General features: G+C 47.0%; 24 protein-coding genes. 18 read left to right on the top strand and 6 right to left on the bottom strand.

The window, feature by feature from the left end; genetic code table 11:
- Window positions 1-4 precede the first annotated feature (4 nt).
- Together arfA and P3X63_RS15700 are read left to right on the top strand one after the other, a co-directional pair.
- A complete protein-coding gene (arfA, locus tag P3X63_RS15705; RefSeq protein WP_077736225.1) occupies window positions 5-1,513 on the top strand; it encodes an arabinosylfuranosidase ArfA in 1,509 nt (502 codons plus the stop codon).
- Between the two features lie 101 nt (window positions 1,514-1,614).
- Entirely contained in the window at window positions 1,615-1,887 is a 273-nt protein-coding gene (locus P3X63_RS15700) for a hypothetical protein (protein ID WP_026588194.1), read from the top strand.
- Window positions 1,888-2,026: 139 nt separating this feature from the next.
- On the opposite strand, the gene P3X63_RS15695 is transcribed toward P3X63_RS15700, so the two are convergent.
- From P3X63_RS15695 to P3X63_RS15685, 3 genes are read right to left on the bottom strand one after another with little or no spacing between them, the layout of a single operon-like run.
- Window positions 2,027-3,475, bottom strand: a complete 1,449-nt coding sequence (locus P3X63_RS15695; RefSeq protein WP_277691394.1) for a PH domain-containing protein — start codon at window positions 3,473-3,475, stop codon at window positions 2,027-2,029.
- The gene (locus tag P3X63_RS15690) at window positions 3,462-3,941 is read right to left on the bottom strand and encodes a PH domain-containing protein (RefSeq protein WP_026588192.1); all 480 of its coding nucleotides are present in this window, start codon (window positions 3,939-3,941) and stop codon (window positions 3,462-3,464) included. Before P3X63_RS15690 ends, P3X63_RS15695 begins: the two co-directional genes overlap by 14 nt.
- Window positions 3,938-4,549, bottom strand: a complete 612-nt coding sequence (locus P3X63_RS15685; protein WP_277691391.1) for a TetR/AcrR family transcriptional regulator — start codon at window positions 4,547-4,549, stop codon at window positions 3,938-3,940. The genes P3X63_RS15690 and P3X63_RS15685 overlap by 4 nt, the downstream gene beginning before the upstream one ends.
- Window positions 4,550-4,713: 164 nt before the next feature.
- On the opposite strand from P3X63_RS15685, the gene cstA reads away from it, so the two are divergent.
- Window positions 4,714-6,510, top strand: a complete 1,797-nt coding sequence (cstA, locus tag P3X63_RS15680) for a carbon starvation protein CstA (RefSeq protein ID WP_026588190.1) — start codon at window positions 4,714-4,716, stop codon at window positions 6,508-6,510.
- 35 nt (window positions 6,511-6,545) lie between these two features.
- Here the strand turns inward: cstA and sspI are convergent, their stop codons facing one another.
- On the bottom strand, window positions 6,546-6,758 hold the full coding sequence (gene sspI / locus P3X63_RS15675; protein ID WP_026588189.1) for a small acid-soluble spore protein SspI: 213 nt from the start codon (window positions 6,756-6,758) through the stop codon (window positions 6,546-6,548).
- Window positions 6,759-6,875: 117 nt separating this feature from the next.
- Between sspI and P3X63_RS15670 the strand changes: the two genes are divergently transcribed.
- The 3 genes from P3X63_RS15670 (at window position 6,876) to pheT (ending at window position 11,451) form a co-directional block, all read left to right on the top strand.
- Window positions 6,876-7,622 carry a TrmH family RNA methyltransferase gene (locus tag P3X63_RS15670; RefSeq protein WP_026588188.1) on the top strand — a complete coding sequence of 249 codons (747 nt, stop codon included), beginning with the start codon at window positions 6,876-6,878 and terminating at the stop codon, window positions 7,620-7,622.
- A 364-nt stretch (window positions 7,623-7,986) separates the two neighbouring features.
- Entirely contained in the window at window positions 7,987-9,021 is a 1,035-nt protein-coding gene (pheS, locus tag P3X63_RS15665; protein WP_026588187.1) for a phenylalanine--tRNA ligase subunit alpha, read from the top strand.
- Window positions 9,022-9,036: 15 nt separating this feature from the next.
- Window positions 9,037-11,451, top strand: a complete 2,415-nt coding sequence (gene pheT / locus P3X63_RS15660; protein ID WP_277691385.1) for a phenylalanine--tRNA ligase subunit beta — start codon at window positions 9,037-9,039, stop codon at window positions 11,449-11,451.
- A gap of 88 nt (window positions 11,452-11,539) precedes the next feature.
- Here the strand turns inward: pheT and P3X63_RS15655 are convergent, their stop codons facing one another.
- Entirely contained in the window at window positions 11,540-12,340 is an 801-nt protein-coding gene (locus tag P3X63_RS15655) for a zinc-dependent metalloprotease (RefSeq protein WP_026588185.1), read from the bottom strand.
- Between the two features lie 760 nt (window positions 12,341-13,100).
- Here P3X63_RS15655 and P3X63_RS15650 point away from each other — a divergent pair.
- Entirely contained in the window at window positions 13,101-13,436 is a 336-nt protein-coding gene (locus P3X63_RS15650; protein ID WP_277691382.1) for a hypothetical protein, read from the top strand.
- A gap of 348 nt (window positions 13,437-13,784) precedes the next feature.
- Here P3X63_RS15650 and rnhC read toward each other — a convergent pair whose 3' ends face one another.
- A complete protein-coding gene (rnhC, locus tag P3X63_RS15645; protein ID WP_277691380.1) occupies window positions 13,785-14,717 on the bottom strand; it encodes a ribonuclease HIII in 933 nt (310 codons plus the stop codon).
- 151 nt (window positions 14,718-14,868) lie between these two features.
- Between rnhC and zapA the strand changes: the two genes are divergently transcribed.
- From zapA to trxA, 11 genes are all read left to right on the top strand, one after another.
- Entirely contained in the window at window positions 14,869-15,126 is a 258-nt protein-coding gene (gene zapA / locus P3X63_RS15640; protein WP_026588182.1) for a cell division protein ZapA, read from the top strand.
- Between the two features lie 8 nt (window positions 15,127-15,134).
- On the top strand, window positions 15,135-15,671 hold the full coding sequence (locus P3X63_RS15635) for a CvpA family protein (RefSeq protein ID WP_026588181.1): 537 nt from the start codon (window positions 15,135-15,137) through the stop codon (window positions 15,669-15,671).
- 129 nt (window positions 15,672-15,800) lie between these two features.
- Complete coding sequence (gene polX, locus P3X63_RS15630) at window positions 15,801-17,516, top strand: DNA polymerase/3'-5' exonuclease PolX (protein ID WP_277691377.1); 1,716 nt, start codon at window positions 15,801-15,803, stop codon at window positions 17,514-17,516.
- A gap of 16 nt (window positions 17,517-17,532) precedes the next feature.
- Window positions 17,533-19,890 carry an endonuclease MutS2 gene (locus P3X63_RS15625; RefSeq protein ID WP_077737187.1) on the top strand — a complete coding sequence of 786 codons (2,358 nt, stop codon included), beginning with the start codon at window positions 17,533-17,535 and terminating at the stop codon, window positions 19,888-19,890.
- A 19-nt stretch (window positions 19,891-19,909) separates the two neighbouring features.
- A complete protein-coding gene (locus P3X63_RS15620; protein ID WP_026588178.1) occupies window positions 19,910-20,314 on the top strand; it encodes a DUF350 domain-containing protein in 405 nt (134 codons plus the stop codon).
- A 217-nt stretch (window positions 20,315-20,531) separates the two neighbouring features.
- Window positions 20,532-22,211, top strand: coding sequence for an AMP-binding protein (locus P3X63_RS15615; protein WP_277691375.1), 1,680 nt, complete (start codon window positions 20,532-20,534; stop codon window positions 22,209-22,211).
- Between the two features lie 153 nt (window positions 22,212-22,364).
- Window positions 22,365-22,964: a fatty acid metabolism transcriptional regulator FadR gene (locus tag P3X63_RS15610; protein WP_026588176.1), complete on the top strand. Its 600-nt coding sequence runs from the start codon at window positions 22,365-22,367 to the stop codon at window positions 22,962-22,964.
- A 2-nt stretch (window positions 22,965-22,966) separates the two neighbouring features.
- Entirely contained in the window at window positions 22,967-23,743 is a 777-nt protein-coding gene (locus tag P3X63_RS15605) for an enoyl-CoA hydratase (protein ID WP_026588175.1), read from the top strand.
- Between the two features lie 31 nt (window positions 23,744-23,774).
- Window positions 23,775-24,548 (top strand): electron transfer flavoprotein subunit beta/FixA family protein, encoded by a 774-nt coding sequence (locus tag P3X63_RS15600; RefSeq protein WP_026588174.1) that lies wholly within the window; start codon window positions 23,775-23,777, stop codon window positions 24,546-24,548.
- 39 nt (window positions 24,549-24,587) lie between these two features.
- Window positions 24,588-25,565, top strand: a complete 978-nt coding sequence (locus tag P3X63_RS15595) for an electron transfer flavoprotein subunit alpha/FixB family protein (RefSeq protein WP_026588173.1) — start codon at window positions 24,588-24,590, stop codon at window positions 25,563-25,565.
- 186 nt (window positions 25,566-25,751) lie between these two features.
- Window positions 25,752-26,066: a thioredoxin gene (trxA, locus tag P3X63_RS15590; RefSeq protein WP_026588172.1), complete on the top strand. Its 315-nt coding sequence runs from the start codon at window positions 25,752-25,754 to the stop codon at window positions 26,064-26,066.
- Window positions 26,067-26,115 lie beyond the last annotated feature (49 nt).

Below are 26,115 nucleotides of genomic sequence, written 5' to 3'. Positions count from 1 at the left end.
TTTAATGACGGAAAAAAAGGCGAAAATGACGATTGACAAAGAATTGAAGGTTGCAGAAATTGACAAACGGATATACGGTTCGTTTATCGAGCATCTTGGCAGAGCGGTATATGAAGGAATCTATGAACCGGACCACCCTGAGGCTGATGAATCGGGTTTCCGCAAGGATGTCATCAAACTGGTCAAAGAGCTGAAGGTTCCGTTTATCAGGTACCCCGGCGGCAACTTTGTATCCGGGTATAATTGGGAGGATGGCGTCGGTCCGGTTGAAAACCGGCCGACAAGGCTTGATTTGGCATGGGCGACGACAGAACCGAATCTGATCGGTACGAATGAATTCATGGATTGGGCGAAGCTTGTCGGCGCCGAAGTCAATATGGCCGTCAACCTCGGTACGAGAGGAATTGATGCGGCCCGCAATCTTGTTGAATATTGCAATCACCCGTCAGGTTCTTACTACAGCGATTTGAGAAAATCGCACGGTTATAAAGAGCCGCATAAGATCAAAACTTGGTGCCTCGGCAATGAGATGGACGGTCCGTGGCAAATCGGCCACAAGACAGCCGAAGAATACGGAAGGATTGCCGCTGAAGCAGCAAAAGTCATGAAATGGACGGACCCATCGATCGAGCTTGTCGCCTGCGGCAGCTCCGGAAGCGGCATGGCGACATTCATCGACTGGGAAACAACAGTGCTTGACCATACGTATGAGCATGTTGAATATATTTCGCTTCATTCGTACTACGGCAATCGCGACAATGACCTGCCGAACTATTTAGCGAGATCGCTTGATATGGATCACTTCATCAAAACGGTTGTCTCTGTCTGTGATTATATGAAGGCGAAAAAACGCAGCAAAAAGACGATTCATCTTTCCTACGATGAATGGAATGTCTGGTATCATTCCAATGAAAAAGACAAAGAAGCCGAGCGCTGGGCGAAAGCGCCGCACCTCCTCGAAGATATCTATAACTTCGAAGATGCGCTGCTTGTCGGCTGCATGCTGATCACGATGCTGAAGCACGCCGACCGCGTCAAAATCGCCTGCCTCGCCCAGCTCGTCAATGTCATCGCGCCGATCATGACAGACAAAGGCGGTGAAGCATGGCGGCAAACGATCTTCTATCCGTTCATGCACGCCTCTGTTTACGGCCGGGGAACCGTATTGCAGACGGCAGTTTCATCACCGAAGTATGACAGTAAAGACTTCACAGATGTTCCGTATTTGGAGTCCGTTTCTGTTTTCAATGAAGAAGCAGAGGAACTAACGGTGTTTGCTGTAAACCGCGCGACAGACGGCGTCCTGGAAATGGAGGCTGATATGAGAAGCTTTGAGGGATACACTGTGACAGAGCATATCGTCCTTGAGCACGAAGACAATAAAGCGACAAATGAGAAAGACAAAAACAATGTCGTCCCTCATTGCGGCGGAGACGCCAAAGTATGTGACGGCAGACTGACAGCTCATCTTCCGAAACTTTCCTGGAATGTAATCAGACTGAAGAAACAATGATTTTAAAAAACCGGCCGCTGTGCCGGTTTTTTTCAGGTGTAAAAAGGTTTACACATTCATGCCGGAGAATAAGATCAACAAGGGGAGGAGGAGGAGGATATATGAAGACGTTTATGTCAGCTGCTCACTGCTTTTTGATGTACGGATTTTTAGCATACCTTTTGCTTTTGTTTATGACGGAAGTGATTGATCGCTCCCCTTTTACCAACTCATTTTTAAAGGGAGGCGCCATCTTTATCGGCATGCTTTTGTTTTCATCCCTCGTTTATCATCTCAAAGCTTCGCTCGTAAAAACAAACAGCAGTCGTATCACGGGAATCGCTGCGTTTCTTCTTGTCATGGCCATTCATTTTTATGTCGTTCCGTTATGCTGAAAGCAAAAAAGGGCGGAGATCAGATGATCCCCGCTAAATCCGTCTATTGAGACAGGAGGTGAAGTTTAATATCATTTTATTCTTATTATTCATATTTTTCAACTTGGTTTTATCATGTGCTAAACGTTTTGAAACATCCTCAGCTTGTTTTAAGGGCATGTTGATAAATCATTGTTGCATCCTCTATTGGGATGTGGGTTATAGAAAACTTCACATTTTCTTTTCCTGAAGCAACGGCCAGCTTAATGGATGCCAAATTCTTTCTCTCTTGTACAGATGTTTGGCCTAATGATGCCCATTGAATGCGCCCGCGTTTAATAAGTGCCGTTTTGCGGGATAAGGAGCCATATTGCAAAGTTAAAAAATAGCGGCTTTGATGCCAGCCAATCATTCGATATACCATCGTCCCCAGACATAATAATCCAGGCGGCAGAACCGCAGCCAGATAATGATAGTAACCGGGCACAAACATCCATAGCGGTATGGCAAGAACACAACCTGCTATAAATGGCAGAACCATATTATAATGTTTGGCTTCCTTTGTGAGCATGTGCAAATGGTTGCCTTTCCGGTAGCCGGTATACGTTTCAAGAATGGAACAGACTTTTTCTTTTTTAACAAAAGGAAGGAGGGTGATCGTTTTACTGCTTTGTTCATTTGGCCGATTACGAATCACAACAGCTTTGATTGATGCAAATCCCAGGAGGCGGTGAAGCGGATGCTCGATGATTAGAATGGCCTGTATCCTGTTTTCGTCGATCGTTCGTTTTTTCTTCTCAAACAGGCCTTGTTCGATTTCGAGTTCGCCTTTGCTGTTCCTCTTTAATGTGAAATGATAATCACTTACAAATGTTAATAACAATGAAAGTGCAAACGAGAGAAGTACGATGATAACCATCACGACGATGATCCAGTTAGAACCGAACCAGCTTGATAAGTTAGTAAATAAAGCGGATCGATCTGTTTCTTTCGATATATCCAAATATTTCAATAATCCTAGTGATAATAATGAAAGCACAATCCCGAATTTAGGGGAAAGCAGACTGTGTAAAATGAGATCTTTTTTATACAATTGAAACATTGACGCTCCGCCATGCTCGATCGGCTTGCTTTTTGACTCTGCATTTAAAACCGTTCGAATGCGCTGTTCTTCTTCTCTTGAAATACAGCTGAGTGTGATGCTGGATTCATCTCCTCCGGCAAGTTCAATCGTTAAAGTTCGTGTAGAAAATAAATGGTCATATAGACGGACCGTAGAATCAATGGACTGAATGCGGTCCGGCTGCACCCATCTTTTCTTGACTATAAACAAACCATATTCTATATATATCGATTTCTCGCGTATCTGGTAGGTGAATGCCCGCCACCTTAATACACCAATCATGATCAATACCATCATGAGAAAAATAACGAGAAAGACGCCGATGATCAAAGCGGGAATTTGGCTGCCTATCTGTTTATGAATCAATAAAATGAGCAGCGGGTATAACCAAATAAATGATAAAGATTCCTTGCCTGCCTTCATCATAAAATAAAGAATCGAAATGGGATGGAGACGATGTTTTATTAATTTTTCAGACTTGTTCATCGCTTAACCTCGCATATGTTTCAATATCCTTACGTACGGAATCGGCTGTTTTTTCGGCTAATCCCAAAATTTCGTGGCTGCCGGCTGCCGTGGATAACGTCACTGTATATAAGTTGTACTTTTTTAAAATAGGACCTTGTTTTGCTTCGACATGCTGGACTTTCCCCACAGGAACTAATATTTTTCGCTTGAAAATGATTCCTTTATGGATTTGGATGCTTAAGTCACTTAGACGATATCGCCAAAATTCATATTTCCACTTCGGTAAAAAATAAAGTTCAAACGGTACAGAGACTATAGCGAAACATGTGATGACAGCCAATATCCATTTCGGCCAGCCGAATGTTAAAGTAAAGTAAAGCACTACAAGGATTGTGCATGCATAGACGCATAATGTGATCATACCTTCAAGCTTCCTTACGACAACAATTTTTTCGTCTATTTTCTTAAATTCGTCAGTAATCACGATAGCCCCCCTATAGTTTTAGGTGTTTTTCTCGTTGCATAATCGAACGTATCTGCAATTTCAGATATCGCGCACTCTATATCTGATATATCATGATTTGCGATTTTGGGTCCCAATGAATCGATGACGCTTCGCACGGTTCTAGCCATAATTTGCGGGGAAAACTCTCTGAAACTCCCTTCTATTTCCTGTCCCCACTTAAAAATTTCAATCAGCGGCTCATATATTGATTCATCTTCATTCTGATAAAACAGATCACCGCTTTCTGTTCGTAAGTTGGAAACCACTTCAATGATTGCGGTCACGTATTTTCGATGTTCATACATGAATCTGAGATTTGATTCAATATACGCGCGGAGTGTGGCCGGAGCACTGTCTAAACCGTCCATGAATTTTTCCATATAAGGTGCTGCAAGTCCATAGGAATGCTCCACAACAGCCTTCATAAGCTGTAATTTATTTGGAAAATGATACGTTACAACCCCTTTGCTGATTCCCCCCTTTTTTGCGATATTGCCGATAGAGGCATTCGCATAACCTTCTTCCACAAGCACTTGAATAGCATCTTCAATAATTTGCAGTCGCCTTTTTTGTGTTTTTGTATTCATGACCTCATTTTAGTACGATCGTGCTAAATCGTCAATCTAAAACATCCATTTTTAACTGTTATATAAATCGAAGAATGAGGGGAGGTCTTTTTTGAAAAAAAGATGATTGCGCTTACAAAAAATATAAGCTATGTTAAAAAGGACAACAAGGAGGGAGGAATTGGATGAATGCCATTACGATTGTGATCGCTTCCATCTGTATATTGGCGATCGCCTACCGTTTGTACGGAACGTTTATGATGGTGAAAGTGCTGAAGGTGGATGACGACAAACCGACTCCTGCCCATCTCCAAAAAGACGGCAAAGATTATGTGCCGACAAACAAATGGGTGTCTTTCGGTCATCATTTTGCAGCGATCGCGGCCGCGGGGCCGCTCGTCGGGCCGATTTTGGCTGCGCAGTTCGGCTATTTGCCGGGGCTGTTGTGGCTGTTGATCGGGGCGGTCATCGGGGGAGCCGTCCACGATATTGTCGTTTTATTCGCGTCGATGCGGAGGAATGGTAAATCGCTTTCAGAAGTCGCTAAAGAAGAACTCGGACCTGTCGCCGGGTTTTGTACGGGCCTGGCGATGCTGTTTATTATTACGATCACGATGGCGGGACTGTCGATGGTTGTCCTCCACGCGCTTGAGCGCAATCCGTGGGGGACGTTCTCGGTCGCGATCACGATACCGATCGCCATGGGTGTCGGTTTATTTTATAAAAAGACAGGAAACCTGAAGCTCGCGTCAACGGTCGGGTTTATTCTGCTGATGGCCGGCGTGTTCATCGGACCGTCAGTCGCCAATACGCCGCTGGGAGAGGCCTTGACGCTTGATATGAAAACGCTCTCCATCGCGCTTCCGGTCTACGCGTTTTTCGCAGCGGCCCTGCCTGTCTGGCTGCTGCTCGCACCGCGCGACTATTTGAGCAGCTTTATGAAAATCGGTGTATTCATTGCTTTGATAGCCGGTGTATTCATCGTGAATCCGGCGATCCCGTTTCCGGCATTCACCGAGTTTACGGGCGGGGGAGGCCCCGTTTCGCCGGGACCAGTGTGGCCGTTTATTTCGATTACGATTGCCTGCGGAGCCATTTCCGGCTTTCACGCCTTTGTCGGTTCCGGCACAACGCCGAAAATGCTCGACAAATGGAGCGATATGAAATTTGTCGGCTTTGGCGCCATGCTTGTCGAATGTCTCGTCGGGATTATGGCGTTGATCGCGGCGACTGCATTGCAGCCAGGCGATTATTTTGCGATCAACAGCGCACCTGAGGTTTTTCGGACGCTTGGCATGGATACCGTCCATCTGCCGGAGCTCAGCCGGGAGATCGGGCTTGATTTGGAAGGAAGAACGGGCGGAGCTGTTACGCTCGCCGTCGGCATGGCTTATATCTTTACAGATATCCCGTTTTTCAGCCATTTGGCCTCATATTTCTTTCAATTTGTGATTATGTTTGAGGCGGTCTTTATCTTAACGGCGATTGATGCCGGAACAAGGGTGGCCCGCTATTTGATTCAAGACTTTTTCGGTGAAGTGTACAAACCGCTCAAAAAAACGGATTGGCTGCCGGGGTCAGTAATAGCAAGCGCTCTTGCCTGCTTCATGTGGGGGTATTTGCTTTATTCCGGGGACATCAGCTCCATTTGGGCGCTGTTTGGCGTATCCAATCAGCTAATGGCATCCGTCGGACTGATCATCGGGGCGACCGTCATTTTAAAAATCGCGGATAAACGAAGATATATGCTGACGTGTCTTATTCCGCTCGCCTATTTGTATGTGACCGTCAATTATGCGGGGTACTGGATGATCAGACACGTTTACTTCAATGCAGAAGCCGGCGGCTACAGCGTGTTGAACGGCATTTTATCGATTGTGATGCTCGTTTTGGGATTGGTGATTATGGCGGCCGCCATTAAAAAGTGGACGGAGATTTGGCGCGATCCTTCCTTAAGGATGGAGCCTTCCATTCCCGGCTGATCAAAATAAACCGGAGGCCTGTTCGGCCGTCCGGTTTATTTCGTCTTCAACCCTTGCTCCAACATTTCAAGCATTTCGGTTTTGTCTGTTTCTGATGCGTTCTGCCAAATGACCTCGAACAATACGCCCAAACCGGGAAGCATTTTCTCTTCACCGCTTTGAATCGCATCGACAATCGTATGTTCAAGCTCATCCTGTGAATTTCCTGATACATTGGCAATCACCGCATGGCGCAAATTCAAATCCATCTTTTTCACTCCATTTCATCTTCTGGTTTTCTATATTCTGCCTCACTATCGGGTTTATTATGTACCATTCATGAGATATAATGTGACTATTCGCGAAACAAAAGGAGCCAAACCGATTTGAAACATATTGAATCAGCCAAAAACCAAAAAGTGAAGGATTGGAAAAAACTTCACACGAAAAAAGAACGAACAAAAACCAATACTTTCTTAATAGAAGGGGAGCATCTTCTTGAAGAAGCGCTGAAAACACCGGGCACTGTCAAGGAAATCATCATTTTAGATGAAGCTGATATGCCGGACGGGCTGGATCCGGATATAGCCTGCTATCTTGTCAGCCGCGACGCGTTTCTTGCCATTTCAGAAACCGAGACTCCCCAGTCTGTCGCCGCAGTCTGCCGAATGCCCGACAGCGGTCCTTTTCAGTATGAAAAACTGCTCCTTGCAGATGCTATCCAAGACCCCGGCAATTTAGGAACGATCATCCGCACGGCCGATGCCGCGGGAATCGATGCCGTGGTTGTCGGCCATGGGACGGTTGATCCTTATAACGCCAAAACGCTCAGATCTGCGCAAGGATCACATTTTCATATTCCGATTATCAAAGCTGAGCTTTCAGGGCTGATGAAAGAGTTGAAGGAAAAACAAATCCCCGTCTATGGAACTGCGCTGCAACATGCCGTTCCATTTAAAGAAGCAGAGCCGTCAGACTCGTTTGCGCTGCTGATCGGAAATGAGGGTTCTGGGGTTGATCCCGAACTGCTCGCACAGACGGACAGAAATCTTTACATTCCCATTTACGGGAAAGCGGAGTCCTTGAATGTGGCAGCCGCCGCAGCGGTGCTGTTATACCATCTCCGCGGATAACCGGTTGCACAAGAAAAAGGAATTCACTATAATGAATTTAATATGTTTAAAAACAGTGACAGAGGACTGTTTTGACCACTCCGCCATCAAGGGAGAAAATGCCTTAGACTGAAAGCATTTTTATGGCCGGTGTCAAAACGCTTCACCTCTTGAGTTGTCACCGGGACCACATCTTTCTTAAAAGGTGTGTAAAGGTGAACCGGATTCAAATCCGTTATGCCAATGAAGTGAGTAACAAAGCTTTTTTTCGCTTTGTTTAAAAAAGGGTGGTACCACGGGCCACAAGTCGTCCCTTTCATGAAGAAAGGGGCTTTTTTTATTGCAGCGAAACAATGTGAGCTACATAAAAGGAGGAATTATTAAGATGCAGGAAGAGCTGAAACGGCTTGAAAAAGAAGCGGTTGAAAAAGTCGCAGCCGCAGGATCATTAAAGGAAGTCAACGATGTCCGCGTTCAATATCTCGGAAAAAAAGGACCGATTACAGAAGTGCTTCGCGGGATGGGAAAGCTGTCTGCTGAAGAAAGACCGAAAATGGGCGCTTTGGCAAACGAAGTGAGGGAGACGATTGCAAGCGCGATCGCTGAAAAAAATGCCCGTCTTGAAGAAGAAGAAGTGGCAAGAAAGCTGAAAGAACAGACGATTGATGTCACGCTTCCGGGAAGTCCGGTCAAAACGGGTGCGCGCCATCCGTTAACGATCGTCATCGAGGATATTGAAGACCTGTTTATCAGCATGGGGTATTCAGTTGAAGAAGGACCGGAAGTGGAAACGGACTACTACAACTTTGAAGCGCTCAACCTTCCGAAGGAGCACCCGGCCCGGGATATGCAGGACAGCTTTTACATCACCGAAGATACGCTGATGAGAACACAGACCTCTCCTGTTCAGACGCGTACGATGGAGAAGCATGAAGGGAAAGGCCCGGTCAAAATCATCTGTCCGGGAAAAGTATACCGCCGCGACAATGATGATGCGACACACTCCCACCAATTTATGCAGATTGAAGGGCTTTGCGTCGATCGCGACATCAGCATGAGCGATTTGAAGGGCACGCTTGAAACCGTAGCGAAGAAAATGTTTGGCGAAGATCGCGAAATCAGACTTCGACCAAGCTTTTTCCCGTTCACAGAACCGTCTGTCGAAGTCGATGTCTCCTGCTTCAAATGCGGAGGAAAAGGCTGCTCAGTCTGCAAGCAGACCGGCTGGATTGAAATCCTCGGCGCGGGAATGGTGCATCCGAACGTGCTTGAAATGGCCGGTTTCGATTCCAAACAATATCAGGGTTTCGCTTTTGGAATGGGTGTTGAGCGGATCGCGATGCTGAAGTACGGAATTGATGATATCCGCCATTTCTATACAAACGATGTCAGATTTTTATCTCAATTTAAACAGGCTTAAAGAGGAGGACGCGTGATGTTTGTTTCATATAAATGGTTGCAGGAATACGTGGATTTAGACGGAATGACGCCGGATATTCTCGCTGAAAAGATCACAAGAAGCGGGATTGAAGTGGAAGGCGTTGAATATAAAGGGGAAGGAATCAAAGGTGTTGTCATCGGGCATGTTCTCGAACGCGAGCAGCATCCGAACGCCGATAAATTAAATAAATGTCTTGTCGATATCGGCGCGGAGGAGCCGGTGCAAATCATCTGCGGAGCCCCGAATGTGGACAGAGGGCAAAAAGTAGCCGTCGCAATGGTCGGCGCGGTTTTGCCGGGCAATTTTAAAATCAAAAAAGCGAAGCTTCGCGGCGAAGCTTCAAACGGCATGATCTGCTCTTTAGAGGAGCTCGGCATTCAAGGAAAGCTTGTACCAAAAGAATATGCGGAAGGTATTTTCGTATTTCCGAGCGATGCCGAGATCGGCACGGATGCGCTCACCAGCCTTGCGCTCGATGATGCGGTGCTGGAGCTGGGACTGACGCCAAACCGCGCCGACGCCATGAATATGCTCGGTGTCGCTTATGAAGTGGCTGCGATTCTCGGCCGCGAAGTCAAGCTCCCTGAGACGGCTTATCAAGCAGGCGCCGAAAAAGCGGCAGACTATATTTCCGTCAAAATTGAAGATCCAGAAGCCAATCCTTTATACGCGGCGAAAATCATTAAAGACGTCAAAATCGGGCCGTCCCCGCTGTGGATGCAGACGAAGCTGATCAACGCCGGAATCAGGCCGCACAACAATGTCGTCGACATTACCAACTTTGTGCTCTTGGAATACGGCCAGCCGCTGCACGCTTTTGATTATGACCGCTTCGGCTCAAAAGAGGTCGTCGTCCGCAAAGCGGAGGAAAATGAAAAAATGGTCACGCTTGATGATGAAGAAAGAACTCTATCAGCCGACCATCTCGTCATTACAAACGGCTCTCTTCCGCAAGCCGTCGCAGGGGTCATGGGGGGAGCGGATTCCGAAGTCCGCGAAGATACGGTGACGATTTTGCTGGAAGCGGCATATTTTAACGGACAGACTGTCCGCAAAGCTTCCAAAGATCTTGGACTGCGCAGTGAATCAAGCGTCCGCTTTGAAAAAGGCATCGATCCAGCTCGTGTTCTCCCTGCCGCAGAACGTGCAGCACACCTGATTAGCCGCTATGCGGGGGGCACAGTTTTAGAGGGCACGGTTCAGGAAAAACACCTTGACGTGAAAGACAGAGTCATCAGCCTGTCCGCTGAAAAAGTCACAAAAGTTCTCGGGATGTCCATCAGTGAAGAGGAAATGGTCCGCATTTTTCAAAGACTCGGGTTTTCCGTTGAAGAAACGGGCGGCGAGCTGATCGTCACCGTCCCTTCAAGAAGAGGCGATATCACGATCGAAGAAGATTTGATTGAAGAGGTTGCAAGATTGTACGGATATGACAACATTCCGTCATCACTGCCTGAACTGACCGGCTTTAGCGGCGGATTGACCCCTTATCAGGAAAAACGGAGAAAAGTCAGACGCTTCCTGGAGGGAGCCGGGCTTTCTCAGGCGATCACTTACTCACTGACAAGCGACAAAAAAGCGACCGCATACGCGCTGGAGAAATCGTTTAAAACGATCCTTTCACTGCCGATGAGTGAGGAAAGAAGCGTCTTGAGGCACAGCCTGCTGCCGAATCTGCTTGATTCGTTATCCTACAACCTGGCAAGACAAACCGATTCAGCAGCATTTTATGAAATCGGTTCGGTTTTCTTAAAAGCCGAAGAACAGACAAAACCGGTCGAAAAAGAACACGTCGCCGGAGCTGTGACAGGTCTGTGGCACAAAAACCTCTGGCAAGGGGAGAAAAAGCCGGTCGATTTCTTTGTTGTAAAAGGCATAGTCGAAGGCTTATTTGACAAGCTCGGCATCAAAGAGGGCGTTGAGTTCGTCCAGTCTGAAAGAAAAGAGCTCCATCCGGGGAGAACGGCCAACATTCTGTACAACGGCTCTTTAATCGGCTTCATCGGCCAGCTTCATCCATCGGTTGAAAAAGAGCTTGATCTCCATGAGACTTATGTATTCGAGCTTGATCTCCATGAGCTCTTCGCGGTTGATGTGCCGGAGATTACGTATACGGCCATTCCGAAATACCCGTCCGTCACCCGCGATATCGCGCTGGTCGTAGACAAAGGCATCGCCAGCGGCCAGCTTGAGGATGTCATTCGAAAAGCCGGCGGCGCATTGTTGAAGGAAGTGCACGTCTTTGACGTCTATGAAGGCGAGCACATGGAAGAAGGCAAAAAATCCGTCGCCTTCAGCCTGCAATATTTGAATCCTGAACAGACGCTTACTGAAGAAGAAGTGACGAAAGTTCACGACACAGTGTTGAAAGCGCTGGAGGAAACACATCAGGCTGTGCTGAGAGGATAAAATACGAAAACGGCCGGTCCCTGTTGGGGGCCGGTGTTTTTGAAAGTGCAAAAAGGGCGCCTGCCGCTTCATGCAGGACGCCCTTTTTTTACTTGTACCAAGCTTTATTGTTTTCAATCTGGCTGTTATGCGACGAATCCCAGACATCGACTGTGTATGCGTAATCGTAATTCATGATGCAGCGAATGCCGCTTCCTTGCGCATCATGGTGTAACCCGAAGTTATGGGAGAACTCATGTGTGGCTGCTTTTGCCGTATTAGCCGTTCCCTGATCAAGGTTGACGCTGAAGGCGCTGCCACCCGGTTTGCCGCTGTATACATAAGCGATGCCGCCGGCGTCAAAATGGCTGTTGGCTGTAAATCCGACGACGAATTTATAATTTTTCCCGCTAAAATTGCGCTGAAGGTTTGATAGAATCTGAGAACTGTTGCTGCCGGAGGATGTCCAAGGGGCAACTGCCTCTACGACAAAATCAATGCTGTGATCGCGGTTGAACATCACATCCGCCTGTTCAACAATTTGGACGATCCTCGTCTGCCAGTCGCTGTATTTTGCCCGGTACTGCGCGTCTGCCACCGCCAACACGCTCACCTTTTGGCTGCCTGTGTTCGCCTGTGTCGAAAACTTTCCATTGCCTGTATTCTTTTTGAAGGTTTTCTGTCCGACGACATTTCCTTTTTCATTAAGTATTTTCGTTTTCGTCGTTTTTTCAATCTGAACTTTGCCATGCAAATCTTTAAAGGTTTTCGCTTTAGGTAATGAATCGATATAAGTCCCTTCGGCCGCATGCGTGTGATCGTGTCCGCTGTCTTTCGCGGCTCCCGCCGTTACCCCGGGAATGATGCCGGCGGTAAGTAATAACGATAAAAATAAAGAACGCTTTTTCACTTTGTACCCCTCCTTTATTTTGAACAAATCAGGAATTCTAGGAATTATCTAAAAATTCCTTCAATTCATCCGAAAAGAGGACATAAATCATACGTTCTTTTTGTTGCTCTTTCGATATTCCTGCAAATCACAGTGTTTCGACAAAATATATAGACAAAAAAACCTGCCGTTTGACAGGTCTTTGAACATGGAGAAGTGAAAAGAATTTTGCGCTTTTAGTGGCTGTCACACATAACAAATGCAGAAAGAGAAATTTGAAAAATCAAAAGCTTAAAGCAGATCGCTCCGTCTATGATAAGACGGGAGAGGTTGCTGTCATCCTTTTGGCGACAGCTCTTGGGATTATTTAAAGGCAGTTTTTGAACATCACATTCTGAACTAAACAAGGATGATTAATTCCTATTCAAAATCGTTTATTACGGTGATCTGAATATCTTTAAATCTACATTATTTTGCTAAGCGAGACAAAAGTGTTAAGTTTTTTGGAAACAAGAAAAAACAAAAATACCTAACGGTGACAAGAAATTGGTCAAAAGAGCAGGCACAAGATATTTTAAATAATAAGAGACCTAAATTTGAAGGGAAAACCATGCAAGGACATCACAGTTATAGTACTTCTAAATTCCCTCACTTAAGCGATAATGGAGAAGTGGTATATCCAGTAACAACAAGCGAGCATTTATAGTGATAGCATGGAGGATAGTCTCCCGGGAAAACCGATTAAAGATATTAAAGATTTTTATTTTAGAAGGGAGTTATTATGATGAACTTGATTGATGTGGAAGTACTCAATGATTCAAATATTACTAAGTACATTTCGTTATTAAGAAAAACATCGTCCAAACCTATTAAGGAACTAAAGCAGGCAATTGAATCTGGAAAACCTGTTATTGAATGTGATTACTATGACACGGGAGAATTAAAATCATTAGTAAACATAATAGAACAGTTACTATCATTGGGAGCCAGCATTAAAATTAATGAAAATAACAGAGAAATAACACTTGAAATGGTAAAGAACTTGATCGAAACTTATGAAGGTATTGCAAAAGATCGAGAAGAAATGGATGAGTTATTATTTGGTGATGATGATTAATGCTTATAGGTGATGAATATAGTGTTCATCTCTTCTACCTTGATTGGCTACTGCCTTTCAAGGTTTTTTGATATTCAAATCCGACAAAAAGGGGATCTTTTTCTATTCCATTTTATCATGCGATAGAGAGAAGGAAAACGACGTGAGTATTTAGTCCAAATGCAGATACTGATCTTTTGTACATTGATGTTGTATACTGATGGGCGGCCGCTGTTTTAATGACCAGAAGACGCACCTTTTCCTTATCAATATAGGCGTCAGCTTCATAAGTGGCACCGTATCCACTCCCTCTCGGTTACTCCCGCCGAACAAAAAAGCACCCCTGCACAACAGGAGTACTTTTCACCGCTAAACCATCCGCTTCGCCTTCTGCGTATTCGCAAAATGCAGCTTTGTAAACTGCCGCAGGGCAGTTTCGCCTTTTTTTCTGATCAGCTTTGCCGCCGCTTCGTCGACGAGCGGTCCGGCGCCTTTCGGAAGCGGGAATCCGGCTTCTTTTGACAGCTTATCCATCTCCATTAAAAATGAATAGCGGGCGATGATTGAAGCCGCGGCGACGGAGAGGTGGATGCCTTCCGCTTTTGTGCTGAAATATGTGCGTTCTTTGATGGCGGTCTTGCCTGCCAAGTGTTTAAAATAGACGGCCGGCTCGGCGAACTGGTCGATCAAAATGGCCTCTGGGCGTATGCCGTCCATTTTTTTGAGCAGATTCGTGATCGCCTGGTTGTGCAGGAGGGCTTTCATTTTTCCCTGGCTCATGCCTTTTTGCTGCATCTCATTGTATTTTTCATTTCTTAAAACGAGCAGGCTGTAGGGGACCGTCTTGATTAAATCGCGTGCGATTTGGATGATCTGCGGGTCCTTTAAATGCTTTGAATCTTTGACGCCCAGCTCTTTTAAAAGAGGAAGCTTTGCTTTATCGGCGTATACGCACGCGACTGTCATCGGACCGAAATAATCGCCTGTTCCGACTTCATCAGAGCCGATCACAGACATGGAGCCGATGCCTTCAGGCGGCTGATAGACGGACGGGGCGCTTTTTTTGGAAGCGGGCTTTTTTTCCGCCGGTGCATCGGCCGCAGCCGCCCAGCGCTCAGCTTCTTTTTCGGCGTTTTTTCCTTGGAACAAAACCTTTCCTGAGCGATATGCTGTAATGGTGCAGCCTTGGGGTTTGGCCTGGAAAACCGCTCCCTGCACCGATTGGGAGGTCAAATCAGAACGGTAGTGGTCCTGCATTCGTTCAATAACGGGATAGGGAACTTTTAAAACGGAATGTGACACGGTTCAATCTCCTTTTTCAGCTGATAAAACAGGCTTTATCAACATTTTTATAAGTGTATCATAACAGCGGAGGGCTCGTCTTTCCATTCAATCTGTAATCATGTTATGATATAGACTAGGATTCTCGCACAAGTGGAATGGAGGAGAAACGTTGTCTGATGGTCGTAAAACAAAAACAACAGTTGACATCTACGGTCAGCACTTCACAATTGTCGGCGAAGAAACGAAGAGCCATATGAGGCACGTTGCTTCAATTGTGGATGATAAAATGAGAGAAATCAATGAAAAAAATCCGTATCTTGATATAAATAAGCTTGCCGTTCTGACCGCTGTGAACGTGGTTCACGATTACTTGAAGCTGAAAGAAGAGCTTGAAAGATTAAAAGGACAAATTAAAGAAAAGGATTGAACATCACGATGTTAGATATCATCATTATCATTTTGCTTTTGTCCGGTCTGTTTATCGGATTGAAAAGAGGGTTTATCAGACAGTTTATCCGTCTGATCACGTTTATCGCCGCGATCGCTGTAGCCGGAACCTATTACGGCGATCTTGCGCCGAAGCTCGGCTGGATTCCGTCTCCGGATTTTTCAGGCGGCCAGGCGGCGCTCGCATTTGTGAGCGGGAGTATTGAAGGCGCCTATTACAACATGATCGCGTTTCTGATTCTCTTTTTCCTGACGATCATCCTGCTTAGAATTGCCGCATCATTTCTGGACGCAGTGGCAAGCATTCCGATCATTAAGCAAATCAACCAGATTCTCGGGGCTGTGCTCGGTTTCGCCGAGATTTATTTATTTGTGTTTGTCGTCTTGTTCATCGGTGCGCTGCTGCCGATTGATGCGCTGCAAAGCATGATGTCGAACTCGGTATTGGCCGATTTGATTATTCATAAAACGCCGTATCTGTCAAACATGCTCAACAATCTGATGAATGAGTACGGGTCTTTGTAAAACTTCTCTGCTTTAAGGGAAGTTTTTTTCAGTGAAAGAGTTGTCGAAAGGCGGCTGTTTGTTGTCGGAACAGCCAAAAATTTGTATGATTGAAACAGGATGTATACGGGGAAACAAGAGGTGAAAAAAGTGAACAAAAAAGATGTTATCAGATTGCTTGAAACGATTGCGATATATATGGAACTGAAAGGGGACAACCCGTTTAAAACATCAGCGTTCAGAAAGGCCGCGGCGGCGCTTGAACAGGATGACCGCAGCCTCTCGGAAATTGATGATATGATGTCTCTTTCCGGCATCGGCAAAGGGACATACGCCGTTATCAAAGAATATATGGACCACGGTGTGTCCGGCACGCTTGAACGGCTGCAAGAAGAGGTTCCGGAAGGGCTTGTGCCGCTGTTGAAGCTTCCCGGCCTTGGCGGTAAAAAGATCGCCAAGCTGTATCAGGAGCTGGGCGTCTGTGATGCGGCTTCCTTAAAAGAAGCCTGCGAACAGCAGAAGGTTCAGGGGCTTGCCGGATTCGGGAAAAAAACGGAAGAAAAAATCCTCCAAGCTTTGGGAGAAGCCGGAAAACGCCCTGAACGGTACCCGATCGCGGTCGCTTTGGCCGTCGCCGATGTGATCGAAGAGCAGCTTAAAGGGCTGCCGGGCCTCGTGAAATTCTCGCGGGCAGGGAGTTTAAGACGGGCTAAGGAAACCGTGAAAGACCTTGACTATATTATGGCTGTCACTGATCCGGCCCTTGTTCGCGACGGGCTTTTGAAGCTTTCCAACATCAAGGAGGTCATTGCCAGCGGAGATACAAAGGTGTCATTGACTTTTTCCTTCGAAAACGAAATCAGCGCCGATTTCCGGCTTGTAACCGAAGAACAGTTTTCAACGACACTCCATCATTTTACAGGATCAAAAGATCATAATATCAAAATGCGCCAGCTCGCCAAAGAAAGAGGCGAAAGGATCAGTGAATACGGCGTCGAAAACGTCGAAACGGGTGATATCCGGACATTTTCAAGCGAAAAAGAGTTTTTCGCCCATTTCGGACTTCCGTTTATTCCGCCGGAGCTGAGGGAGACGGGAAAAGAAGTCGAGGAATACAGCGATGATCTCGGGCTGATTTGTGCGGAAGATATTAAAGGAGACCTCCATATGCACTCGGCGTGGAGCGACGGCGCGTTTTCGATCAGGGAAATGGCTGAAGCTTGCATGGTAAAAGGGTACCGTTATATGGCGATCACCGACCACTCGCAATATTTAAAAGTGGCAGGCGGCTTGACCCCGGAAAGGCTGCGCATGCAGGCGAAAGAAATTGACGAACTGAACAAGGAATTTAGCGATTTTCACATTTTTAAAGGCGTTGAGATGGACATCCTGCCTGACGGGACGCTTGACTATGATGATGAACTGCTGAGCGAGATGGATCTTGTCATCGCATCAATCCATTCGAGCTTTTCACAGCCGCAGCATGTCATCATGAAGCGGCTCGAAACCGCGCTGAAGAATCAGCACGTTGACATTATCGCCCATCTGACGGGCCGGCTGATTGGAAAAAGAGCCGGCTATGAAGTGGATATTGACCAGCTGATCGAGCTGGCGAAAAAAACGAATACAGCGTTGGAGCTGAACGCCAACCCGGCGCGGCTTGATCTGAGAATGGAACATTTGATCAAAGCGAATGCCGCAGGGGTGACACTGGTCATTAATACGGATGCCCACAATACGGCGATGCTTGATGATATGACAACAGGCGTTACGGCAGCGAGAAAAGGATGGACAGGGAAAGCGAACGTCTTGAATGCCCGTTCCTTTGAAGAAGTCCAAGCCTTTTTGTCGCGCCATCGAACTTAAGGAGGTTTAATTGATTTTGCAGCAAAAAGCGCTATCAGCACTTGAATTTCATAAAGTAAAAGAACAGCTAGCAGAGCATGCGGCCTCTTCTTTAGGGAAGGAGATGCTTTTTGAGCTCAAGCCCTCGGTTTCACTGGAAGAAGTCCGTAAGCTGCAGGAAGAAGTCGATGAGGCGGGGACCGTGCTGCGATTAAAAGGCAGCGCCCCGTTCGGCGGCCTGACAGACATTAGAAAAGCGTTGCGGAGAGCTGAAATCGGCAGTCTGTTAAGCCCTGGGGAGTTTACGGAGATTTCGGGGCTTTTATATGCCGCCAAACAGATGAAGCATTTTCTTGAAGGTTTGTTTGAGGACGGCGTGGAGATCCCTTTTCTGCATCAGTATGCGGAACAGCTGATTCCGCTTTCTGAGTTGGAAAAAGACATCAATTCTTGCATCGACGACCACGGAGAAGTGCTTGACCATGCGTCAGAAACACTGCGGGGAATCAGGACGCAGCTGAGGACCCTTGAGTCAAGAATCAGGGACCGGCTGGAAGCGATGCTGCGGTCTTCTTCCGCACAAAAAATGCTCTCGGACACGATTATCACGATTCGAAACGACCGCTTCGTCATTCCCGTGAAACAGGAGTACAGATCAAGCTACGGGGGAATTGTGCATGATCAGTCATCCTCCGGGGCGACCCTGTTTATCGAACCACAGGTGATCGTGGATATGAACAACTCGCTTCGCCAGGCAAAGGTCAAAGAAAAACAGGAGATCGAACGGATTCTGCGGATGCTGACAGAAAAAACGGCAGAGCATACGGACGAGCTTTTTCACGATGTGAACATCCTGCAAACCCTTGACTTTATTTTCGCCAAAGCGAAATACGCAAAAGCGACAAAAGCGGTTAAACCGGCTGTCAATGCCGACGGCTATGTGCGCCTTATCCAAGCCCGCCATCCGCTTTTGCCCCAAGGTGAGGTCGTTCCCAACGATATCGAGCTCGGCGGAGAATACACAGCCATCGTGATCACCGGACCTAACACAGGGGGGAAAACGGTGACGTTGAAAACGCTCGGGCTCTTGACGATTATGGCGCAGTCCGGACTGCATGTGCCGGCCGGGGAAGGCTCGGAAACCGCTGTGTTTGACCAGGTGTTTGCCGATATCGGCGATGAACAGTCGATCGAACAGAGTTTAAGTACATTTTCTTCACATATGGTGAACATTGTCGATATATTGCAGGACATGACGGAAAACAGCCTTGTGCTCTTTGATGAACTCGGGGCCGGAACAGATCCGCAGGAGGGGGCGGCCCTTGCGATCAGCATCCTTGACGAGGTCTGTCAGACGGGCGCCCGCGTGATTGCCACGACTCACTATCCCGAGCTGAAAGCATACGGCTATAACCGCGGCGATGTCATCAATGCGAGCGTTGAGTTTGATATTGAAACATTGTCCCCGACCTATAAACTGCTGCTCGGTGTGCCGGGCCGAAGCAATGCCTTTGAAATTTCGAAGCGCCTCGGTCTGCCTGATCATTTGATCGGCCGTGCCAAATCCGAGATGACGGATGAGCACAATGAAGTCGATACGATGATCGCCTCCCTTGAAGACAGCAAAAAACGCGCCGAAGCAGAGCTTGCCGAAACCGAAGCGATCCGAACGGAGGCCGCGGCCCTGCACCGCGACCTGCAGAAGCAGCTCAGCGAATGGCAGGAGCAAAAAGACAGGCTCTATGAAGAAGCTGAGAAAAAAGCGGCCGAGAAAGTCAAGGAAGCCATGCGGGAAGCAGACGAGATCATCCAGTCGCTGCGCATGATCAAAGAAGACCATAAAGCGTTTAAAGACCATGAATTAATCGAGGCGAAAAAGCGTCTTGAAGAAGCCGTGCCTTCGTTTGAAAAGACGAAAAAGCCGGCGAAGAAAACAACGGATAAGCGCACCTTGAAGCCGGGGGATGAAGTCAAGGTTTTGACCTTTGGCCAAAAAGGGACACTGCTTGAAAAAACGGGTGCAGATGAATGGAATGTGCAAATCGGCATCCTGAAGATGAAAGTGAAGGAAAAGGATCTGGAGTTTGTGAAATCGGCGCCGGAGCCCGAAAAACAAAAATCGATTGCCGCTGTCAAAGGCAAGGATTATCATGTCTCACTTGAGCTCGACCTCAGGGGAGAACGGTATGAAAACGCGCTTCACAGGGTTGAAAAATATTTGGATGATGCGGTGCTGGCCGGATATCCAAGGGTGTCGATCATCCATGGAAAAGGAACAGGCGCTCTGAGAAAAGGCGTTCAGGACCTGTTGAAATCCCACCGCAATGTGAAAAACTCCCGGTTCGGCGAAGCGGGAGAGGGAGGATCAGGAGTCACCATTGTCGAATTAAAATAAAAAAGGGAGTCTGGAAAGCATGAAACAGTTTTGGGAAAACGACCTCGTCGAAATTGCCGCCTATTACAGTGTTTCCGTTCTTTGCCTGGTGATCTTTTTGTCTGTCTTTGAGCTTGTCACCGCATATAAAAATTGGGAACAAATTCAAAAAGGGAACTTGGCTGTGGCGATGGCCACGGGCGGAAAAATTTTAGGCATCGCCAATGTGCTGCAAAAATCGATCAGTCAGCACAATTCTCTGCTGCAAATGATGGGATGGGGATTATTTGGTTTTATGCTGCTGCTCATCGGCTATTTCATTTTTGAATTTTTGACGCCGCGTTTTAAAATCGACAAGGAGATTGAAAATGACAACCGCGCCGTCGGCTTCATCTCATTCGTCATCTCTGTCGGTCTGTCATTTGTCGTAGCCTCCGGAATCTAAAGGGGATCAGCATGGAAAAATTAGCGAAAATCCTGTTTTGCACAGCAGGGATATTTATGATCATCGGCTTTATCTATATTGTGTTTTATATGTAAGAAGAATGCCGCCCGGTACATGGTTTCCGGGCGGCTTTTTTGAAAGTTGAAAAAATCATTACTTTCTGAATATTGTTTTGCTATACTGAAATTGAGACTATATTTGTTAAAGGGGGGCTCCTATGCCGACTGAAAAACCGTGGCTGCTTCATTATCCTGAACAAATTCCTCATGACCTGGAGTTTCATGATCAAACGCTCCAATCCATCCTGCAGCAATCCGCCCAACAGTTTTCTGAAAAAACAGCCATTCACTTTCTCGGAAAGAAGCGATCCTATCGGCAGGTATACGAGGAAGCTTTAAAAATGGCAGACTATTTATGGTCCCTCGGCATGAAAAAAGGAGACAGGGTATCGATCATGCTGCCGAACTGTCCACAGGCGGTTATCGCCTATTACGGGGTGCTTTTCTCAGGAGGCATCATCGTCCAGACAAATCCTCTTTATACAGAAAGGGAGCTTGAACATTTGCTTCAGGACAGCGGAGCGGAAATCATCATCACGCTCGATGTGCTGTATCCGGCGGCATATAAAATGAAAGCGTTAACAAATTTGAAGCATATCATTGCAACAAGCATTAAAGAATATCTGCCTTTTCCTAAAAACCTGCTGTATCCGTTTGTCCAAAAAAAGCAGAACCAGATGACGGTTGAAATCTTCGAAAATGACACGACCCACCTTTTTCGCACAATCATGAAGCGCCCGGCTCCCGACGATCCGCCAGCCATTGATATTGATCCCGCACACGACATTGCCGTCCTTCAGTATACCGGAGGCACCACAGGGACGCCAAAAGGCGTGATGCTCACCCACCGCAATATATTAGCCAATATGGAAATGTGTGCCGCCTGGTTTTACAAATTGAAAAAAGGCGAAGAAAAAGTGCTCGGGATCATTCCGTTTTTCCACGTATACGGAATGACGGCGGTCTTAAACTTCACGATCAAGCAAGGTTATGAAATGGTCCTTTTGCCAAGGTTTGACGCGCGTACGGCGCTGAAGACGATCGATAGAGAAAAGCCGACCATATTTCCGGGCGCACCCACGATTTATATTGCTCTCTTGAACCATCCCGAGATCCATCAATATGATCTTTCATCGATTAAATGCTGTTTAAGCGGATCAGCCGCGCTTCCAGTTGAAGTCAAGCAGCAATTTGAAAAAGTGACGGGAGGAAAGCTTGTTGAAGGATATGGATTATCTGAAACATCCCCGGTCACCCATGCCAATTTTATTTGGGATCTGAATAAAGCGGGAAGCATCGGCTGTCCATGGCCGGGCACGGATGCCGCCATCTATTCGGATGATGCGTCCGGTTTTCTCGAGCCTTATGAGCATGGAGAAATCGTCGTCAAAGGTCCTCAAGTGATGAAAGGCTATTGGAACAATGATGAAGAAACCGCTGCTTCCCTCAGGGATGGATGGTTTTTTACCGGGGACATCGGGTACATGGATAAAGACGGTTTCTTTTATATTGTCGACCGCAAGAAAGATGTGATCATTGCAGGAGGGTTTAACATCTACCCGCGCGAAATCGAAGAGGTGCTCTATGAGCATGAGGCCATTCAGGAAGCCGTTGTCTGCGGCATCCCTGACGAATACAGAGGAGAAACCGTTAAAGCCTTTGTTGTTTTAAAAGATCATGCTACAATAACGGAGAAGGAATTGGACGAATATGCCAGGTCCCGTCTGGCGCCCTATAAAGTTCCGAAAGTGTATGAGTTCAGGGACGAACTCCCGAAAACGGCGGTCGGGAAAATTTTAAGACGAGCGCTGGTCCATGAGGAAAAGGCAAACGTATGAACAGCGGAGTCTGCCGTCGATTTTGGCGGCATGCTTTTATGTAAGGCTCTGAAGAAGGAATTTCATGTTCTGATCTTGACAAAGCCTGCGGATTTATTTACGATTAAATCATGAATGAATCCTCATTCATTAATGGGAAAGGAACGAAGCCAATTGAAACAGAAGAGACCAAAGTATATGCAGATTATTGATGCAGCTGTCATTGTGATTGCAGAAAACGGATACCATCAGGCTCAGGTTTCCAAGATTGCCAAGCAGGCAGGTGTGGCCGACGGCACCATCTATCTTTATTTCAAAAACAAAGAGGACATTCTCATCTCACTGTTTAAAGAGAAAATGGGCCAGTTTATCGAGCAAATGAACGAAGAAATGAAAGCGAAAAATTCGGCGACAGAGAAGCTGTCTTTGTTCATCAAAAAGCACTTTCAACTGCTGAGCAGCGACCGGCACCTGGCGATTGTCACCCAGCTTGAGCTGAGGCAGTCCCATCGCGAGCTGCGGCTGAAAATCAATGAAATTTTGAAAGGCTACTTAATGATTTTGGAAGACATCATCACAGAAGGAAAAGAAGCGGGCGAATTCAAAAAATCGCTCGATGTCCGCTTAGCGAAACAGATGATTTTCGGCACAGTGGATGAAACGGTGACAACCTGGGTGATGAATGACCAAAAATACGATCTGCCTCATTTGGCAGACAGCATTCATGAATTGCTGATACATGGCTTCAGCGAAACGAAGAAAGAGGGGGAATAAACATGGCAACATTACAAACATCCATAGACGGACATGTCGCTGTCATTACGATCCAGCATCCGCCGGCCAATGCGCTTTCATCAAAAGTCCTTGAGGATCTTTCGGCTGCTCTTGATGAACTTGCCGAAGATCAACAGGTCAGAAGCGTCATCATTCACGGAGAAGGAAGGTTTTTCTCAGCGGGTGCCGATATTAAGGAATTTACATCATTGATGGATGGATCTGATTCTGCCGGTCTTGCAGATAAGGGTCAGCAAATCTTTGAAAAAGTGGAGTCTTTTCCAAAGCCGATTATTGCCGCCATACATGGAGCTGCCCTCGGAGGCGGGCTTGAACTCGCAATGGCCTGTCACATCCGGATTGCCGAGGAAAATGCCAAGCTCGGCCTTCCAGAGCTGAACCTTGGCATCATTCCGGGATTCGCCGGCACACAGCGCCTTCCGAAATACGTAGGAACAGCGAAAGCCCTTGAGATGATCGGAACATCAGAACCGATTACCGGGAAAGAAGCTTTTGATTACGGCCTTGTCACCATTTTGGCCGCCGATGAAGCTGAAGTGCTAACGAAAGGAAAAGAGCTGGCGCAAAAATTTGCGGAGAAAAGTCCGCAAACCATGGCTTATGTCATCGAGCTTTTGAATACCGGCAAAGTTTACTCTTATGAAGGCAGCCTGAAGCTTGAGGGCAAGTATTTCGGCGAAGTCTTCCAGTCCGAAGATGCGAAGGAAGGGATTCAGGCGTTCCTCGAAAAGCGGAAGCCGCACTTTAAAGGGAAATAACAAGCGTGAAAACAAAGGGGATGAAAAGAGCATGAACATTTATGTCTTAATGAAACGCACGTTTGACACAGAGGAGAAAATTCAGATAGAACAAGGGGAAATCGCAACCGACGGAGCGGAATTCATCATTAATCCGTACGACGAATACGCGATTGAAGAAGCGCTTCAGCTTAAGGAACAGCACGGCGGCGAGATTACGGTTGTCACGGTCGGTGAAGAGGAGTCTGAAAAAGAGCTCAGGACGGCGCTTGCGATGGGGTGTGACAAAGCTGTGCTGATCAATATCGAAGACGATTTGGAAGAAGCCGACCAATATACGGCGTCCCACATCCTCTTTCACTATTTGAAAGAGAAGGAATACGACATCATACTCGGAGGAAATGTGGCGATTGACGGGGGCTCAGGACAAGTAGCGCCGCGCTTGGCTGAATTGCTTGGAATCCCGTGCCTTACAACGATCACTAAGCTTTCCGTAAGCGGCAGGGATGTTGAGGCAGAACGCGATGTAGAAGGCGATCTTGAGGTGGTGCAAACGACTCTGCCGATCGTTGCCACCGCTCAGCAGGGATTAAATGAGCCCCGCTATCCGTCTCTTCCGGGAATCATGAAGGCGAAGAAAAAGCCGCTTGAAGAATTGGAGCTGGATGATCTCGATGTGGATGAAGACGATGTCGCCAGTAAAACGAAAACAATCGAACGGTTTTTACCGCCGAAGAAAGAAGCCGGGAAGATTCTTGAAGGGGAGCCAAAGCAGCAGGCAGCAGATCTTGTGTCTCTTTTGAGAAGCGAAGCGAAAGTGATTTAAGGGGAGTAGCACGGTCATCAACATACAGGGGGAAATGATATGAGCAAAAAAGTTATCGTATTGGGAGAATGCCGGGACGGCACATTAAGAAACGTCACCTTTGAAGCGATAGCCGCTGGAAAAACGATTGCCGAAGGGGGAGAGGTGATCGGTATCCTGGTCGGTGAAAGCGTTTCAAATCATGCGGATGATATGATCCGCTACGGCGCCGACAAAGTGCTGACAGCCGAGGATCCAATGCTGAAACACTACACATCGGACGGCTTCGCACAAGCGATGATGCCGATTCTGGAAAAAGAAAAACCGGATGCGCTCATCATCGGCCATACATCAATGGGAAAAGATCTGTCTCCAAAGCTTGCGGCCCGTTTGGGAACAGGGTTGATTTCAGATGCCATCGATGTCGAGGTGGCAGGCGGAAACGCCGTGTTTACACGGCCGATCTACTCTGGAAAAGCGTTTGAACGGATCATTTCTGAAGACGAGATGATTTTTGCGACGATCAGGCCGAACAATATCGCACCGCTCGCGAAAGATGACGCGCGCACCGGAGCTGTTGAAAAAGCCGAAGTCAGCATCCAGGACATCAGAACGGTGATCCGCGATGTCGTCAAAAAAACGTCTGAAGGCGTCGACTTGTCAGAAGCGAAAATCATCGTTGCCGGCGGACGCGGTGTGAAAAGCGCAGACGGGTTTAAGCCGCTTCAGGAGCTCGCCGATGTGCTCGGCGGCGCTGTAGGCGCTTCAAGAGGCGCGTGTGATGCGGACTACTGCGACTATTCGCTGCAAATCGGCCAGACCGGAAAGGTCGTCACACCGGACCTTTACATCGCCTGCGGCATTTCGGGAGCGATTCAGCACCTTGCCGGGATGTCAAACAGCAAAATCATCGTCGCCATCAACAAAGATCCTGAAGCCGACATCTTCAAAGTCGCCGATTACGGCATTGTCGGAGACCTGTTTGAGGTCGTTCCGCTTTTGACGGAAGAATTTAAAAAGCTGAGTGTCAGCACTTAAAAAAGCCGGCCTGATCGCCGGCTTTTTTGATCGCACATCTTGACGGCCGGACAAATAAAATGGGATATATGTGCATGTGTAAAACACGGCCTGATGGGGAAACGTATATTCAAGCATTATGTTAGCGTGAACCAAAGGGAGATGCTATACTAAAAAGCATAATTTCACAATTGGAGGAATGAAAGAATGGCTATCGTAAAAGCAACTGATCAAACTTTTTCAACTGAAACAAGCGAAGGCGTAGTCCTTGCCGACTTCTGGGCTCCTTGGTGCGGACCTTGCAAAATGATTGCGCCAGTCCTTGAAGAGCTGGATCAAGAAATGGGAGACAAACTGAAAATCGTCAAAATCGATGTTGACGAAAACCAGGAAACAGCCGGCAAATACGGCGTCATGAGCATCCCGACTTTACTCGTACTAAAAGACGGTGAAGTGGTTGAAACATCTGTCGGATTTAAACCGAAAGAAGCGCTTGAAGAACTGATCAACAAGCATTTGTAAAATATAGAACGAGAAAAGGCGATTCCCAGGGGATCGCTTTTTTCTTAGC

The organism is Bacillus sp. HSf4, from assembly GCF_029537375.1.
GTDB lineage: Bacteria > Bacillota > Bacilli > Bacillales > Bacillaceae > Bacillus > Bacillus sonorensis_A.
The sequence above is the reverse complement of the archived record's forward strand: the minus strand, read 5'-3'. Positions and strand labels throughout refer to the sequence as shown.

Excerpts from the sequence above, each read along its gene's own strand:
- P3X63_RS15635 (WP_026588181.1), top strand. The coding sequence starts at position 15,135 with ATGTTAGATATCATCATTATCATTTTGCTTTTGTCCGGTCTGTTTATC.
- P3X63_RS15695 (WP_277691394.1), bottom strand. The coding sequence starts at position 3,475 with ATGAACAAGTCTGAAAAATTAATAAAACATCGTCTCCATCCCATTTCG.
- P3X63_RS15700 (WP_026588194.1), top strand. The coding sequence starts at position 1,615 with ATGAAGACGTTTATGTCAGCTGCTCACTGCTTTTTGATGTACGGATTT.
- cstA (WP_026588190.1), top strand. The coding sequence starts at position 4,714 with ATGAATGCCATTACGATTGTGATCGCTTCCATCTGTATATTGGCGATC.
- P3X63_RS15595 (WP_026588173.1), top strand. The coding sequence starts at position 24,588 with ATGAGCAAAAAAGTTATCGTATTGGGAGAATGCCGGGACGGCACATTA.
- P3X63_RS15600 (WP_026588174.1), top strand. The coding sequence starts at position 23,775 with ATGAACATTTATGTCTTAATGAAACGCACGTTTGACACAGAGGAGAAA.
- trxA (WP_026588172.1), top strand. The coding sequence starts at position 25,752 with ATGGCTATCGTAAAAGCAACTGATCAAACTTTTTCAACTGAAACAAGC.
- pheS (WP_026588187.1), top strand. The coding sequence starts at position 7,987 with ATGCAGGAAGAGCTGAAACGGCTTGAAAAAGAAGCGGTTGAAAAAGTC.
- arfA (WP_077736225.1), top strand. The coding sequence starts at position 5 with ATGACGGAAAAAAAGGCGAAAATGACGATTGACAAAGAATTGAAGGTT.
- P3X63_RS15685 (WP_277691391.1), bottom strand. The coding sequence starts at position 4,549 with ATGAATACAAAAACACAAAAAAGGCGACTGCAAATTATTGAAGATGCT.
- P3X63_RS15650 (WP_277691382.1), top strand. The coding sequence starts at position 13,101 with ATGATGAACTTGATTGATGTGGAAGTACTCAATGATTCAAATATTACT.
- pheT (WP_277691385.1), top strand. The coding sequence starts at position 9,037 with ATGTTTGTTTCATATAAATGGTTGCAGGAATACGTGGATTTAGACGGA.
- P3X63_RS15620 (WP_026588178.1), top strand. The coding sequence starts at position 19,910 with ATGAAACAGTTTTGGGAAAACGACCTCGTCGAAATTGCCGCCTATTAC.
- P3X63_RS15605 (WP_026588175.1), top strand. The coding sequence starts at position 22,967 with ATGGCAACATTACAAACATCCATAGACGGACATGTCGCTGTCATTACG.
- sspI (WP_026588189.1), bottom strand. The coding sequence starts at position 6,758 with ATGGATTTGAATTTGCGCCATGCGGTGATTGCCAATGTATCAGGAAAT.
- P3X63_RS15615 (WP_277691375.1), top strand. The coding sequence starts at position 20,532 with ATGCCGACTGAAAAACCGTGGCTGCTTCATTATCCTGAACAAATTCCT.